Origin of the sequence: Streptomyces triculaminicus (genome assembly GCF_017349075.1) — a bacterium.
GTDB classification, from domain to species: domain Bacteria; phylum Actinomycetota; class Actinomycetes; order Streptomycetales; family Streptomycetaceae; genus Streptomyces; species Streptomyces triculaminicus.
Genome location: NZ_JAFMOF010000003.1, coordinates 686,414 through 700,442, shown reverse-complemented (window position 1 = coordinate 700,442; position 14,029 = coordinate 686,414). Strand labels below are relative to the sequence as shown.

11 protein-coding genes are annotated in these 14,029 nt (G+C 73.7%); 4 read left to right on the top strand and 7 right to left on the bottom strand.

Translation table 11 applies throughout. The features are described 5' to 3' along the window. Positions 1-92 precede the first annotated feature (92 nt). Positions 93-1,685 carry a PucR family transcriptional regulator gene (locus tag J1792_RS21795; protein ID WP_207248021.1) on the bottom strand — a complete coding sequence of 531 codons (1,593 nt, stop codon included), beginning with the start codon at positions 1,683-1,685 and terminating at the stop codon, positions 93-95. 100 nt (positions 1,686-1,785) lie between these two features. After that, positions 1,786-4,110: an ATP/GTP-binding protein gene (locus tag J1792_RS21790; RefSeq protein ID WP_207248020.1), complete on the bottom strand. Its 2,325-nt coding sequence runs from the start codon at positions 4,108-4,110 to the stop codon at positions 1,786-1,788. Positions 4,111-4,553: 443 nt separating this feature from the next. Between J1792_RS21790 and gabT the strand changes: the two genes are divergently transcribed. Then, entirely contained in the window at positions 4,554-5,906 is a 1,353-nt protein-coding gene (gabT, locus tag J1792_RS21785) for a 4-aminobutyrate--2-oxoglutarate transaminase (RefSeq protein ID WP_207248019.1), read from the top strand. An 84-nt stretch (positions 5,907-5,990) separates the two neighbouring features. Next, a complete protein-coding gene (locus tag J1792_RS21780) occupies positions 5,991-6,830 on the top strand; it encodes a phosphatase PAP2 family protein (protein ID WP_207248018.1) in 840 nt (279 codons plus the stop codon). Here J1792_RS21780 and J1792_RS21775 read toward each other — a convergent pair. From J1792_RS21775 to J1792_RS21760, 4 genes are read right to left on the bottom strand one after another with little or no spacing between them, the layout of a single operon-like run. Further along, a complete protein-coding gene (locus J1792_RS21775) occupies positions 6,796-8,328 on the bottom strand; it encodes an NAD(P)/FAD-dependent oxidoreductase (RefSeq protein ID WP_207248017.1) in 1,533 nt (510 codons plus the stop codon). The two genes, J1792_RS21780 and J1792_RS21775, sit on opposite strands and share 35 nt — an antisense overlap. After that, positions 8,243-9,049 carry an ABC transporter permease gene (locus J1792_RS21770; RefSeq protein ID WP_086568432.1) on the bottom strand — a complete coding sequence of 269 codons (807 nt, stop codon included), beginning with the start codon at positions 9,047-9,049 and terminating at the stop codon, positions 8,243-8,245. Before J1792_RS21770 ends, J1792_RS21775 begins: the two co-directional genes overlap by 86 nt. Next, positions 9,049-9,966 (bottom strand): ABC transporter permease, encoded by a 918-nt coding sequence (locus J1792_RS21765; protein WP_207248016.1) that lies wholly within the window; start codon positions 9,964-9,966, stop codon positions 9,049-9,051. Before J1792_RS21765 ends, J1792_RS21770 begins: the two co-directional genes overlap by 1 nt. Further along, on the bottom strand, positions 9,963-11,129 hold the full coding sequence (locus J1792_RS21760; protein WP_207248015.1) for an ABC transporter ATP-binding protein: 1,167 nt from the start codon (positions 11,127-11,129) through the stop codon (positions 9,963-9,965). Before J1792_RS21760 ends, J1792_RS21765 begins: the two co-directional genes overlap by 4 nt. A gap of 347 nt (positions 11,130-11,476) precedes the next feature. On the opposite strand from J1792_RS21760, the gene ybiA reads away from it, so the two are divergent. Beyond that, on the top strand, positions 11,477-12,136 hold the full coding sequence (gene ybiA, locus J1792_RS21755; RefSeq protein ID WP_207248014.1) for a riboflavin biosynthesis intermediates N-glycosidase: 660 nt from the start codon (positions 11,477-11,479) through the stop codon (positions 12,134-12,136). Here ybiA and J1792_RS21750 read toward each other — a convergent pair. Then, a complete protein-coding gene (locus J1792_RS21750; protein ID WP_207248013.1) occupies positions 12,082-12,888 on the bottom strand; it encodes a DUF4190 domain-containing protein in 807 nt (268 codons plus the stop codon). The genes ybiA and J1792_RS21750 overlap by 55 nt on opposite strands. Before the next feature lie 109 nt (positions 12,889-12,997). Between J1792_RS21750 and J1792_RS21745 the strand changes: the two genes are divergently transcribed. Continuing rightward, entirely contained in the window at positions 12,998-14,020 is a 1,023-nt protein-coding gene (locus J1792_RS21745; protein WP_086568450.1) for an adenosine deaminase, read from the top strand. Positions 14,021-14,029: the final 9 nt, after the last annotated feature.

Genomic DNA, 14,029 nt, shown 5'->3' with positions numbered 1-14,029 from the left:
GCTCCGCGGTCGCTTGTCCGCAATGGAGCACGCGGTGGCGGGGGCGCGCCGCATTGGCAGGTCTTCGCCGCCGGTTCCTCCGTGGCCGATTCCTACGCGGAGGGGCCGGAGGTGGCCTTCAGAGCCAGCCACAGCTCCATCCGGGCGTCGGGATCGTCGAGCGAGCGGCCCAGGATCTCCTCGACGCGCCGCATGCGGTAGCGCAGGGTGTGCCGGTGCACGCCCAGGTCGGCGGCGGCCGCGTCCCACTGGCCGTGGCGGGCGAGCCACGCCCGCAGGGAGGCGACGAGGTCGCCCCGGCCGGTCGCGTCGTGCTCGTACAGCGCCCGCAGCATGCCGTCGGCGAAGGCCCGTACGGCGTCGTCGGCCAGCAGCGGAAGAACGGACCCGGCGGCGACCTCCTCGTGGCCGACCAGGACGCGGCCGCGCCGGCGGGCCACGGACAGGGCCTGTTCGGCCTGGTGGAAGGCGGCGCCGGCGGCCTCGGCCGTGGTGGGGGCGGAGAGGCCGACGGACATCGGCGCGGGTCCGCCGCGCTCCCCGCCGGAGGCGCGCCGGGCCTCCGCCTCACGGGCCCGGTCGGTGCAGGCCGTGACGGCCGCGCCGCCGTCCACGGCGAGGACGACGACCCGCCCGCTCTCGGGGACGACCAGCACCGGCTCCGCCGCCCGGCTCGCCGCGGTCTCGGCCGCGTCGGCGAGGGCGCTCAGCTCGCCGTGGGGGTCGGTCTCGGCCGCCACCGCGACGAGTATCCGGAAGGGGCCCTCCAGCAGGCCTCCGTACAGCTCGCCCGCCACCGCCCGGGCGTGCTCCGGCTCGCCCGCCAGCAGCATCCCCAGCACCGCCGCGCCCAGCCGCTGTTCGGCGTCCTGCAGCGCGCGGGAGCGCTCGGTGGTGAGCGTGAGCAGGGCGATCGCGGAGTGCACGGCGTAGCGCTCGGCGGTGCCCAGCGGCTCGTCGGTGCCGACGGCGAGGACGCCGCGGGTGCGCCGGCCGGAGCCGAGGGACTGCAGCTCCACGCGGTCGCCGCCCTCCTCGTCGTCCTCGGCGCCGACGACGGCGCTGGCGGGCGCGGGCCGGGAGCGCAGGCGCTCGACGTCGGCGCTCAGGCGGCCCGCGCGCCGTGCGGCCCAATCGGGCGCCGCCGCCACGACCGCGCCGGAGGCGTCATAGAGCGCCGCCCATCCACCGAGGTGCGCGGCGAGCCGGGCGAGCAGCGCGGCGGGGCCCTCGGGGGCGAGGGCCGCCCGCGTGAGCTCGCGCTGGGCCTCGAAGCCGGCCGTCACCGCGCGGTACTGGTCGGCGGCGATCGCCGCCGAGACGGCCTTGGTGATGGCGAGGAACGGCGTGCGGCGCGGCACCTCCAGCAGCGGCAGCCCCTCGTCCGCGGCGGCCCCGATCAGGGCGTCCGGCACCTGCTCGTAGTTCACGCCCACCGCGAAGCCGAGCCCGACCACTCCGGCGCGCACCAGCCGCCGTACGTAGCGGCGCATCGCCTCGCCGTCGGCGGCGTCGATCTTCATGGCCGTGATCAGCAGCAGCTCCCCGCCGTCCATCCACGGCACGGGGTCGGCGAGCTCGCTGACGTGCGCCCAGCGGACGGGGGTGTCCAGCCGGTCCTCTCCCGCGAGCACGGTGAGCTTGAGCGCGGAGTGGTTGACCAGCGAGGCGAGCGTGAGGGGCATGGCACCTTCGGACGGGGCATGTGCGGTGACGGTGCCGTCCCGTATGAACGGCTGTGACCGATTCTGCCTCAGTGGAGCATTGCGCGGGAACGCGAGCGCCTCACCCCTCCAGGTCCACCAGCACCGGCGGCGCGCTCCCGCCCCGCACCGAGCTCACCGACAGCACCGCGTGCCCGGCGGGCACCTTGTGGGCCAGCTCGGAGGCGGACCAGCGCTCGCGCTCCACCGTGCGGACCGTGACCGACTGCGCGGTGACCGCGCGGCCCGTCACCACGTGGCGCAGCACGTGCAGGGCGCGCGTCAGCGGCTCGTGGGCGATCACCTGCCGGTCGGTGACGTCGCGGGTCTGCACCCACTCCTTGCCCCACACCTCCGCGAACCGCGCGCCGTCCCACGTCGTCACCCCGGAGAACGCCATCCGGCAGCCGACGGAGCCCAGCAGTGTGCTGCGCAGCGCCTCGGGGACGTCGTCGAGCGTGCGCAGCGTCAGCACCGCGCCGGCGTTGGCCGAGCGCAGCCTGCCGAGCCCGCGGACGGCCTCCGCCGTGACGGTGTGGGTGGCGTCGTCCAGCACCAGGCAGGCGAACAGCGACCGGTCCGCGCGGCCCGCGGCGCACTCCGTGAACTGGGCCAGCACCAGCCGGGCCAGCAGCCTCGACGCCTCGGCGTGCCCGCGCTCGGGCAGGTCGATGCGCACCCGCAGCGGGTGCTCGAGGGCCCGGAGCGAGAAGGTGCGCCCGGGGTCGGTGGTGCTGAAGAAGCGCGCGAACGCGGGGCGGTCGAGGAGCGCGAGCCGGTCGGCGAGCACGGGCCCGGCGTCGCCGGGGCGCAGCGCCTGCCGCTCGCGGGCGTCGATCTCGCGGACCAGCCCGTCGTGGCCGCCCTCGGCCAGCGCGGCGCGCAGCGCGCCGAGCGCGGCGGAGGAGCCGTCGAGGAGTTCGCGCAGCTCGGGGACGGAGGGGAAGCGGTCGTTGGCCGCGCGGAACGGGCCGAGGAGCTGGGCCAGGGTGGTGGCGGCGCGCCGGCTGTCGCCGCCGGGAAGGGCGGCGGTGAGGTCGCCGACGAGCCCCTCGGCGAGGATGGCGGCCGCCTCGTCGGGGTCGTCGGTGCCGCCGTAGAGGTCCAGGTCGTAGGCGGAGTCGGGGCGGCCGATGCCGACCACGACGTCGAACGCCTCGTCCGGCGCGAGCCCGGCGCCGGCCGCGCCCACGGCCACGACCGCCGCCCGCCCGGCGAGCGCCTGCAGGCACAGCGACTCCAGGACGGGCCGCACCAGCCGGCTCGTCTTGCCGCATCCGGAGGGGCCGACGGCCAGCAGGGAGGTGCCCAGCAGCGCGGGTTCGAGGGCGGAGCCGGCGCCCCGGTGCGCGTAGGGGTTGCGTTCGTCGTCGGCGGCGGTGCCGATGCGGACCTGGCGGGTGACGAGGTCGTGCCGGGCGGCGCGTACGGGCAGGTCGCGCGCCCCCGAGGGGTGGGCGCACGCGGCCGCGCCATGGCGCAGCACGGTGTCGGTGAAGGCGGTCAGCCGGTCGTGCCGGGCCTGTACGGACTCCCAGGCGCGCTCGATGCGGGCGTGGTCGACGTCGTTCATCAGCCCGGCCTGGGCGTCGGCCGCCAGGCGCTCGGCGGCGGCGTGCGCGCCGGCCGCGCGCAGCGCGGGCCACTCGGCGAGGTCGCGCGGCGCGGTGGCGGTGGGTTGCGCGACCGCCGTCTCGCGCACCGGGCCGCCCTCCCGCGCGAGGTTTCGGCGGCGCCGGAGTTCAGACCAGTGGCCGGCGCGGGCCGCGAGGAGGAGCAGCGCGCCCGTGAAGAGGACGTAGTAGGTGTACGCGGCGTACGACCAGTCGGCGACCGTCCACGACGGCTCGCCGAACCGCTCCAGCGGCCACAGCCACGCCGTGCCGAGGGCGCCGTTCCAGCACAGGGCCCACAACAGGACCGCGGCGGCGAGGGACAGGGCGGCGCGGGCGCGCAGGGTGCCTTCGGGGATGCGCTCGGGCCGCGGCGGCTCGAGGAGCGCGGGGAAGCGGCGCCCGAGCCCCTGCCGGACGAGCGCGGCGGCCCGGCGGCCGGCGGGGACGGCGTACCGGCGCCCGAGCTCGGGCCAGCGGCCGATCCGGCCGAAGAGGGCGGCCAGCGCGCCGAAGACCAGGGCGTAGTAGACGTAGGACGCCTCGTACCACTCCTTGGTGTTCGCGTCCCAGGACTCGGGGATCACGGCCCGCAGCGGCCAGGTCCAGTACGGCCCGAGGTAGCCGTTCCACAGCAGCGACCAGAACAGCCATCCGCACAGGAAGGCGATCAGCGCCCCGCTGATCAGCTGCCGGCCGGGGACCCGGCCCGGCTCCTCGGGGGGCCTGGGCCGGTGCTCGTAGGCCCAGACGCCCGGCTCGACGACCGGGCGCGGGGCCCGCAGCCAGGTCACGAACGGCGAGTCCCGGGGCCCGTCGGGGCGGCCTCGCGGGGCGGGGGCGCCGGGACGGGCCCCGGCGGGCGCGCCGGCATGGGCGGGGCGCCGTGCGGGCCCGGCCGGGGCGGCCCGGCGTGTCCGCGCGTGTCGGATGCTCCGTACGTGTCCTCGGTTGCCATCGCTGCCCTCTTGCCCCCACCGGCCGGTCCTGCGCGCACACGTGTGACGTCGCGGCCCAATCTAGTGGCGACGCGCGGGGAGTTCAGCGTCCTCGGCGCCGCCACGCCCGGACCATGAGCATGATCACCTCGTGGGGCGGGCGGGGCCCCGCCATGTCCGCCGCGGACAACGCGCCCGCCGCACTGCTCCCTAACGGAGCATGCCCGAGCCCCCTCCCCGCCCCTAGCCTGCGACTAAAAGCCCGAGTAAAGACCGAGTCCTTCCCCCTGGAGCCCCTCATGACCGAACTGTCCGGAGGCGCCGCCCTCCCCCAGGAGCGCCGCGTCGTCACTGCGATCCCCGGCCCCAAGTCGCTCGAGCTCCAGGCCCGCCGCCTCAACGTGGTCGCCGGCGGCGTGGGCTCCGTGCTGCCGGTGTTCACCACGCGCGCGGGCGGCGGTGTCATCGAGGACGTCGACGGCAACTCCCTGATCGACTTCGGCTCGGGCATCGCGGTGACCTCGGTCGGCGCCAGCGCCGAGGCCGTGGTGCGCCGCGCGTCCGCGCAGCTCGCCGACTTCACCCACACCTGTTTCATGGTGACCCCCTACGAGGGCTACGTGGAGGTCTGTGAGCAGCTCGCCGAGCTGACCCCGGGCGACCACGCCAAGAAGTCCGCGCTGTTCAACTCGGGCGCCGAGGCCGTCGAGAACGCCGTCAAGATCGCCCGTGCGTACACCAAGCGCCAGGCCGTCGTCGTCTTCGACCACGGCTACCACGGCCGCACCAACCTGACGATGGCGCTGACGGCCAAGAACATGCCGTACAAGCACGGCTTCGGCCCGTTCGCGCCCGAGGTCTACCGCGTGCCGGTGGCGTACGGCTACCGCTGGCCGACCGGCCCGGAGAACTGCGGCCCCGAGGCCGCCGCCCAGGCCATCGACCAGATCACCAAGCAGGTCGGCGCCGAGAACGTCGCCGCGATCATCATCGAGCCGGTCCTCGGCGAGGGCGGCTTCATCGAGCCGGCCAAGGGCTTCCTCCCGGCGATCGTGAAGTTCGCCAACGACAACGGCATCGTCTTCGTCGCCGACGAGATCCAGTCCGGCTTCTGCCGCACCGGCCAGTGGTTCGCCTGCGAGGACGAGGGCATCGTCCCGGACCTGATCACCACCGCCAAGGGCATCGCCGGCGGTCTGCCGCTCGCCGCCGTCACCGGTCGCGCGGAGATCATGGACGCCGCCCACCCGGGTGGCCTGGGCGGCACCTACGGCGGTAACCCGGTGGCCTGCGCCGGTGCCCTGGGCGCCATCGAGACCATGCGCGAGCTGGACCTCAACGCCAAGGCCAAGCGCATCGAGGAGGTCATGAAGGGCCGCCTCGCCGCCATGCAGGAGAAGTTCGACATCATCGGCGACATCCGCGGCCGCGGCGCCATGATCGCCATCGAGCTGGTGAAGGACCTGGCCGGCAAGGAGCCGAACCCGGAGGCCGCCGGCAAGCTCGCCAAGGCCTGCCACGCCGAGGGCGTGCTGGTGCTCACCTGCGGCACCTACGGCAACGTGCTGCGCTTCCTGCCGCCGCTGGTCATCGGCGAGGACCTGCTGAACGAGGGCCTGGACATCATCGAGGCGGGCTTCGCGAAGCTGTAACAGAGTGAAGAACCTGTGCGGGGCGGGTGGCGGACGGGTGATCCGACTATCGGAGTCGTCTTACCTGCCGTACGGTTTCCTCGAATGAACGCAACACCCCGCCCGCAGGGGACTGCGGGTGACGCCGCGCCGGTACTTCCCCAGTGCCGGACCGGCCGTGCCTTCGCGCACACCACCGGAGCCACTGGCTCCGGAAATCCTCACCGATCGGACGGCCGCCCGCCCCAGACCCCCCGGGGCGCGCGGCACACCGGCCGGCACGGCGGCCTCGGAACCTCCCCCCCTGTTCCGGGGCCGCCGACCCCGTCCACCGGATTTCCCGGGTTTCGCGCGGCGATCGCCCTTCCGGCGCTGTGCACCGCGCTGTTCGCCCTCGTCGCCTGGCAGGTCGCCGCCCACGGGCCGCTGCGCGGCCTCGACGAACGCCTGGGCCGCGCGGCCGTGGGCACCGCTCCCCGGGCCCTCGCCGAACTCCTCGCCGACCTCGGGAACACGACCGTGGCCCTGCCGGTCCTCGGCGCGGCGATCGCCGTCGCGGCGGTACGCCACCGGCGGTGGGCGCCGCCGCTGGCCGCCGCCCTCGCGATGGCGGCCGTACCCGCGCTCGTCGTCCCGCTCAAGACGTGGATCGCCCGGCCGGGGCCACCCGCCATGACGCCGGGGGCGCATGACGGGTTCTTCCCCTCGGGCCACGCGGCCACGGCGGCCGTCGCCTACGGAGCCGCGGTGCTGCTGCTCACCCGTTCCCGGTGGTGGCTGGGCGCCTGCGCGCTGCTCAACGCCGCCGTCGGCGCCGGGCTGGTGCTGCGCGGCTACCACTGGCCGCTGGACGTGGCCGGGGCCTGGTGCCTGTCGGTCCCGCTGCTGTGCGCGGCGGCCCGCTTCCGGGTCAGCTGTCGAAGCCCAGGCCGGCCTTGTCCATGACCCTCAGCCACAGGTTCCGGCGGCCGCCGTTGGCGTCCGCGCGGGTCATGGCCCACTGGGTGATGCCGATGCCCACCGACCGCACCGGCTCGGGCGGGAACGGCAGCGGCCTGCTGCGGACCATCTCCAGCTCCGTGCGCTCGGTGCGCTCGCCGTCGAGCAGGTCGAGCATGACGTCCGCGCCGAAGCGGGTCGCCCCCACGCCGAGCCCGGTGAAGCCCAGCGCGTAGGCCACGCGGCCGCCGTGCGCGGTGCCGAAGAAGGCCGAGAAGCGCGAGCAGGTGTCGATGGCGCCGCCCCACGTATGGGTGAACCGCACGCCCTCGAGCTGGGGGAAGCAACGGAAGAAGTGCCCGGCGAGCCGCCGGTAGGTGGCCGGGTGGTGGTCGTACTCGGCCCGCACACCGCCGCCGTAGCGGTAGACGATGTCGTAGCCGCCCCACAGGACGCGGTGGTCGGCGGTCAGCCGGAAGTAGTGGAAGTGGTTGGCGCTGTCGCTCAGCCCCTGCCGGCGCCGCCAGCCGACGGCGGCCCGCTGCTCCTCGGTGAGCGGCTCGGTCATCAGGGCGTAGTCGTAGACGGGCGCGACGTACGGGCGCAGCCGCTTGACCAGCGAGGGGAAGGCGTTGGTGCCGAGCGCGACGTGCCGGGCGAAGACCCGGCCGTAGGGGGTGCGGACGGCCACCCCGGCGCGGCGCGAGGAGAGTTCGGTGCCGGGCGTGTGCTCGTAGACGCGGACGCCCGCCTCGAGGCAGGCGCGCCTGAGGCCCCAGGCGAGCTTGGCGGGGTGCAGCATGGCCACGCCGGTGCGGTTCCACAGGCCCGCGAGGAAGGTCGGGGAGTCGACCTCGGCGCGCACGGCGTCGCGGTCGAGGAACACGTGGCCGCCGACGCCGAGGGCCTGGGCCTCCTCGGCGGCCTCCTTGAGCTCGTTGACCTGGTGGGGGGCGGTGGCGACGTCGATCTCGCCGGTGCGCTCGAAGTCGCAGTCGATGCCGTACCGGGCGAGGGTGGCCTCGATGCCGTCGAGGTTGCGGTGGCCGAGCTCCTCGAGGGCGGTGAGCTCGGCGGGCCAGCGGGTGTGGCCGTTGGCCCAGCCGTGGGTCAGGGAGGCGGCGCAGAAGCCGCCGTTGCGGCCGGAGGCGGCCCAGCCAGTCTCCTGGCCCTCGATGAGGACCACGTCCCGGCCGGGGTCGCGCTCCTTGGCGCGCAGGGCCGTCCAGAGGCCGGAGTAGCCGCCGCCGACGACGAGCAGGTCGCAGTACTCGTCGCCGACGAGGGCCGGGAGCGCCTCGGGCCGGGCGGGGTCGTCGAGCCAGAAGGGGCGGGGGACGGCGTCGGAGAGTGCTTGGACGGCGGGGGTGCGGCGTGTCCCGCCGAAGAGCGCTGTAAGCCACTGGCGGCCATGGTTCTCAGCTCCTTTTTCGGCGTCTCCCGGCCAGTTGGGCGACGAGGACGCACAGCACGGCGATGGCGAACATCGCCGTTCCGATGACATTGATCTGCACGGGCGTGCCCCGCTGCGCGGATCCCCAGACGTACATGGGGAAGGTCACGGTCGATCCCGAGTTGAAGTTGGTGATGATGAAGTCGTCGAAGGACAGCGCGAAGGACAGCAGCGCGCCGGCGGCGATGCCGGGGGCCGCGATGGGCAGGGTCACCTTGCGGAAGGTCTGCAGCGGGGTGGCGTAGAGGTCCTGGGCGGCCTGTTCGAGGCGGGGGTCCATGCTCATCACGCGCGCCTTGACGGCGGTCACCACGAAGCTGAGGCAGAACGTGATGTGGGCGATGAGGATGGTCCAGAAGCCGAAGGAGACGCCCGTGTTGAGGAAGAGCGTGGCCAGCGAGGCGGCCATGACGACCTCGGGCATGGCCATCGGCAGGAAGATCAGCGTGCTGACCGAGGAGCGGGCCCGGAAGCGGTAGCGGGCGAGCGCGAAGGCGATCATCGTGCCCAGGACGGTCGAGCCGACGGTGGCCCACAGGGCGATGCGCAGGCTGAGCGAGAGGGAGCCGCACAGGTCGGCGACGCCGCACGGGTCGGTCCAGGCGTCGGTGGAGAAGCGCTGCCACTCGTAGTTGAAGCGGCCGTTGGGCTTGTTGAACGAGAAGACCGTCACGATGACGTTGGGCAGCAGCAGAAAGCCGAGGGTGCCCAGCCCGGCGATCACCACGAGGTTGCGGCGCAGCACGCGCGCGGCGCGGGTCAGGGGGTTCATCAGACCACGTCCTCCGTCCCGGACTTGCGGATGTAGACGGTGACCATGACGAGGATGGCGGCCATCAGGATGAAGGACAGGGCGGCGGCGGTCGGGTAGTCCAGGACGCGCAGGAACTGGGACTGGATGACGTTGCCGATCATCTTCTGGTCGGTGGATCCGAGCAGCTCGGCGTTGATGTAGTCGCCGGTGGCGGGGATGAAGGTCAGCAGCGTGCCGGCCACGACGCCCGGCATGGACAGCGGGAAGGTCACCTTGCGGAAGACGGTCAGCGGCCGCGCGTAGAGGTCGCGGGCGGCTTCGTGCAGCCGCCCGTCGATGCGTTCGAGCGACGTGTAGAGCGGCAGGATCATGAACGGCAGGAAGTTGTAGGTCAGTCCGCAGACGACGGAGAGCGGGGTGGCGAGCACCCGGTGGCCCTCGGTGACGCCCAGGGCGTCGGTGAGGCCGAGGATGTGCAGCGAGCCGAGGGTGGAGACGACGGGTCCGCCGTCGGACAGGATCGTCTTCCACGCGAGGGTGCGGATGAGGAAGCTGGTGAAGAACGGCGCGATGACCAGGACCATCAGGAGGTTGCACCAGCGGCCGGCCCGGAACGCGATGAGATAGGCGAGCGGATAGCCCAGGACGAGGCACAGGGCGGTGGCGGTCGCGCCGTAGGCGACCGAGCGCAGGAACTGCGGGTAGTACTCGCTCAGCGCGTCCCAGTAGGTGGCGAAGTGCCAGGTGACGCGGAAGCCGTCCTCGAGCGAGCCGGTCTGTACGGACGTGGACGCCTGGTAGACGAGCGGAGCGGCGAAGAAGACCAGCAGCCAGAGGATGCCGGGGAGCAGGAGCCAGTAGGGGACGCGCCGCTTGCGGCGGGCGGCCGGGGCCGTGGGTGCGGGAGGCTGGTCGGTGGCGGTGAAGGTGCTCATCCGGCGCCCTCGGCTTCCACGTCCGTGCCCGCCTCGACGTTCTGCGCGGCGTCCAGGCCGAAGCTGTGGCCCGGGTTCCAGTGCAGGACGACCTCGGCACCGGGGACCAGGCGGGTGTCGCGCTCGATGTTCTGCTCGTAGACGGACAGACCGGTGGCCACGGAGCTGTCGACGAGGTACTGGGTGGAGACGCCGGTGAAGCTGGACTGGGCGATGCGGCCGGTCACGCGGTTGCGGCCGTCGGCGATGGTGCCGGCGTCGTCGGCGTGGGTGAGGGTGATCTTCTCCGGGCGTATGCCGATCAGGAGTTTCTCGCCCGTCCGGGCGGGGGCTGTACATCGTGTCGCCGGAAGGCCGAGTTTGGTATCACCGGCGCGCAGAAGGATGGCGTCACCCGCGGTGCCCAGGACGTCGGCGGTGATGAGGTTGGAGGTGCCGAGGAAGTTGGCGACGAAGGTGGTGCGGGGGGTCTCGTAGAGGTCGGCGGGGGCGCCGAGCTGCTCGACCCGGCCGGCGTTCATGACCGCGACCGTGTCGGCCATGGTCATGGCCTCCTCCTGGTCGTGGGTGACGTGGATGAAGGTGATGCCGACCTCGGTCTGGATGCGCTTGAGCTCGAGCTGCATCTGGCGGCGCAGCTTGAGGTCGAGGGCGCCGAGCGGCTCGTCGAGGAGCAGCACGTCGGGGTGGTTGATGAGCGCGCGGGCGACGGCGACGCGCTGCTGCTGGCCGCCGGAGAGCTGCTGGGGCCGGCGGCGGGCGAGGTCGCCGAGCTGGACGAGCTCGAGCATCTCCTCGACCTGCTTCTTGACGGACTTCACGCCCCGGCGGCGCAGGCCGAAGGCGACGTTCTCGTAGATGTCGAGGTGCGGGAAGAGCGCGTAGCTCTGGAAGACGGTGTTGACGGGCCGCTTGTACGGGGGCAGGGCGGTGACGTTCTTGCCGGCGAGCTCGACGGTGCCGGTGGTGGGTTCCTCGAGACCGGCGATCATGCGCAGGGTGGTGGTCTTGCCGCAGCCGGAGGCGCCGAGCAGGGCGAAGAAGGACCCCGCGGGCACGGAGAGGTCGAGCGGGTGCACGGCGGTGAAGGCGCCGTAGGTCTTGCTGATGCCGGTCAGGCGGACGTCGGTGCCGCTGCCGCGGGTCGTGGCGGTTGCCGTCATGGGTCTGGATCCAGGGGGCTCGGGGGAGATGAGAGCAGATAACAGTGACATACGGCCACGCGTGCTGCGGTACGGGCCGTGCCGTCGTCCCATCGCGCACACTCCTTCGCCCACCGCGCGCGTGCGCGCGCGGGGCCAGGCCGGGTGTTGCTCCAACCGGAATGGTTGCCGATCCTGGCAGAGCCGTCGGCTCGCAACAAGGGATTCCGTCGCCACTTTTTGACTGGGCGACGGAATCGGTGCTCGGGGGCGCCAGGGCCGAGGGCCGGCGGTGCGGGGGCGCCGGGGGTGCTGTCAGTGGCCTGGCGCACAATGGCGGTCAGTTGCATCCCGGGGGAGGAGATCTCATGGACACCACGGAGACGACGGAGACGAAGGCCGCGGCGACGGCGCAGGCGCGGTCCGCCGGCCCGGCGGACGGGCCGCGCTCGGTGGCGGAGCTGACGGCCGCCGCGGCCCGCGGCGAGCGGCTGAAGTACGTGTACTTCTGGGGCCACCAACCGCCCCGCGGCGGCGGCGGCGTCGGAGCGAGCTGCTTCAGCCAGTGGTGGCCGTCGCCGTTCTCGGTCGACGGGACCGTCTACGCCACGGCCGAGCACTGGATGATGGCGGGCAAGGCGCGGCTCTTCGGCGACGCCGAGGCGGAGGCCCGCGCGATCGCCGCCACGCACCCCAAGCAGGCCAAGGACGCCGGGCGTTCCGTGCGCGGCTTCGACGACGAGCTCTGGCGCCGGCACCGCTTCGACCTGGTGGTCGAGGGCAGCGTGCACAAGTTCGCCCAGGACCCCGAGCTGTGCGCCTACCTGCTCGGCACGGGCGACAGGGTGCTGGTGGAGGCCAGCCCCCTGGACCGGATATGGGGCATCGGGCTGGCCGCCGACGACGAAGCCGCCCAGGACCCGGCCCGCTGGCGCGGGCTGAACCTGCTGGGCTTCGCGCTGATGGAGGCCCGTCAGCGCCTGGCGGAAACCGGCCAGGGAGCGGGCGCGGCCGGCTCGGCGAGGTAGACGTCGTAGGTGGAGTTGGCGTCGGGCTCGTCGTCGCGCCCGCCGGTGTCGACCGGGGTGACGATGACGAGCGCGATCATCAGCGCGGACAGCACGAGCGCCACTCCACCCAGGATGATGCCCGCCAGGGCCTGGCCGGCGTTGTTCGCCTCCCCGCGCTTGGCCTTGCCCCGCCCGATCACGCCGAAGACGACCGCGAGCACGCCGAAGACGACTCCGAGCACCATGCTGACCGCGAAGACCACGCCGAGGATGCCGAGGACCATCGCGGCGAGTCCGAGCCCGTTGTTGGGCGCCGCCGCGGGGCCCGGCCAGTCCTGCCCGTAGCCCGGTACGGGGCCGCCCGGATAGCCGGGGGCGCCCACGGCGTAGCCGGTCTGCCCGTGGAGCGGCTGACCGTAGGGGGCCTGGCCGTAGGGGCCGGGCGGCGGGTAGGGGTACTGCGGCTGCTGCGGAAAGGGCTGCGGGTAGGCGGCGGCCGGGGCGTACGGTGCGCGGTAGTCGCTCGGGGTGCCCGGGCCCGTCGGGGCCGGGGGCACCGGCGGCACTCCACCCTGCTGCGGCACCCCGGGGCCCGCGGCGCCCGCGGGCGGGAACGGCGGTCCGGCGGGGCCGGAGTATCCCGGGACGCCCGGCCCCGGCGGCACGGCCATGGCGGGGTGCGCGGGCACCTCGTGTGGTGCCCGTCGCTCCGGCGGCGCCCAGGGATCGATGTGCTGCGGCTCCGGCTGCGCGTTGTCCTTCTCGGACATGGCCCTCCCCAGTCGGTACTCCGTCATGCTAAGGCCTGAGCACGGAGCCGATACCCCCCGCGCATACGATGATCGGTGCACCAGCCACCCAGCAGCCATGGAGGCCCGCATGTCCGTACTCGACTCGTTCATCGCAGGGCTCCCCAAGGCGGAGCTGCATGTGCACCACGTGGGCTCCGCCTCCCCGCGCATCGTCGCCGAACTGGCCGCCCGGCACCCGGACTCGCCGGTGCCCACCGACCCCGAGGCGCTCGCCGACTTCTTCACCTTCCGCGACTTCGCCCACTTCATCGAGGTCTACCTCTCCGTCGTCGACCTGATCCGCGACGCCGAGGACGTCCGGCTGCTGACCTACGAGGTCGCCCGTGACATGGCCCGCCAGAACATCCGCTACGCCGAGCTGACCGTCACCCCCTTCAGCTCCACCAAGCGCGGCATCCCGGACGCCGCCTTCGTCGAGGCCATCGAGGACGCCCGCAAGGCGGCGGAGTCGGAGCTGGGCGTAACGCTGCGCTGGTGCTTCGACATCCCGGGCGAGGCCGGTCTCGAGGCCGCCGAGGAGACCACCCGCATCGCCTGCGACCTGAAGCCGGAGGGCCTGGTCTCCTTCGGCCTCGGCGGCCCCGAGATCGGGGTGCCCCGGCCGCAGTTCAAGCCCTACTTCGACCGGGCGATCGCCGCCGGGCTGCGCAGCGTCCCGCACGCGGGCGAGACCACCGGCCCGCAGACGATCTGGGACGCCCTGACCCATCTGCGCGCCGAGCGCATCGGTCACGGCACCAGCGCCACGCAGGACCCCAAGCTGCTGGCCCACCTGGCCGAGCACCGCATCCCGCTCGAGGTCTGCCCCACCTCCAACCTCGCCACCCGGGCCGTCACCGATCTGGAGCGGCACCCCATCAAGGAGATGGTCGCGGCGGGCGTGCTGGTGACGATCAACAGCGACGACCCGCCCATGTTCGGTACGGACCTCAACACCGAGTACGCGGTGGCCGCCCGCCTGCTGGAGCTGGACGCGCACGGCGTGGCCGCGCTCGCCAGGAACGCGGTGGAGGCGTCGTTCATGGACGCGGCGGGCAAGGCCGCGCTGACCGCCGAGATCGACGCGTACACCGCCGCCTGGCGCGGCTGACCGGACTCC

Bases quoted from the DNA above. Each gene is read 5' to 3' on its own strand.
- J1792_RS21795 (WP_207248021.1), bottom strand. From the start codon at position 1,685: ATGCCCCTCACGCTCGCCTCGCTGGTCAACCACTCCGCGCTCAAGCTC.
- gabT (WP_207248019.1), top strand. From the start codon at position 4,554: ATGACCGAACTGTCCGGAGGCGCCGCCCTCCCCCAGGAGCGCCGCGTC.
- J1792_RS21780 (WP_207248018.1), top strand. From the start codon at position 5,991: ATGAACGCAACACCCCGCCCGCAGGGGACTGCGGGTGACGCCGCGCCG.
- J1792_RS21775 (WP_207248017.1), bottom strand. From the start codon at position 8,328: ATGTCATCGGAACGGCGATGTTCGCCATCGCCGTGCTGTGCGTCCTCG.
- J1792_RS21770 (WP_086568432.1), bottom strand. From the start codon at position 9,049: ATGAACCCCCTGACCCGCGCCGCGCGCGTGCTGCGCCGCAACCTCGTG.
- J1792_RS21765 (WP_207248016.1), bottom strand. From the start codon at position 9,966: ATGAGCACCTTCACCGCCACCGACCAGCCTCCCGCACCCACGGCCCCG.
- J1792_RS21760 (WP_207248015.1), bottom strand. From the start codon at position 11,129: ATGACGGCAACCGCCACGACCCGCGGCAGCGGCACCGACGTCCGCCTG.
- ybiA (WP_207248014.1), top strand. From the start codon at position 11,477: ATGGACACCACGGAGACGACGGAGACGAAGGCCGCGGCGACGGCGCAG.
- J1792_RS21750 (WP_207248013.1), bottom strand. From the start codon at position 12,888: ATGTCCGAGAAGGACAACGCGCAGCCGGAGCCGCAGCACATCGATCCC.
- J1792_RS21745 (WP_086568450.1), top strand. From the start codon at position 12,998: ATGTCCGTACTCGACTCGTTCATCGCAGGGCTCCCCAAGGCGGAGCTG.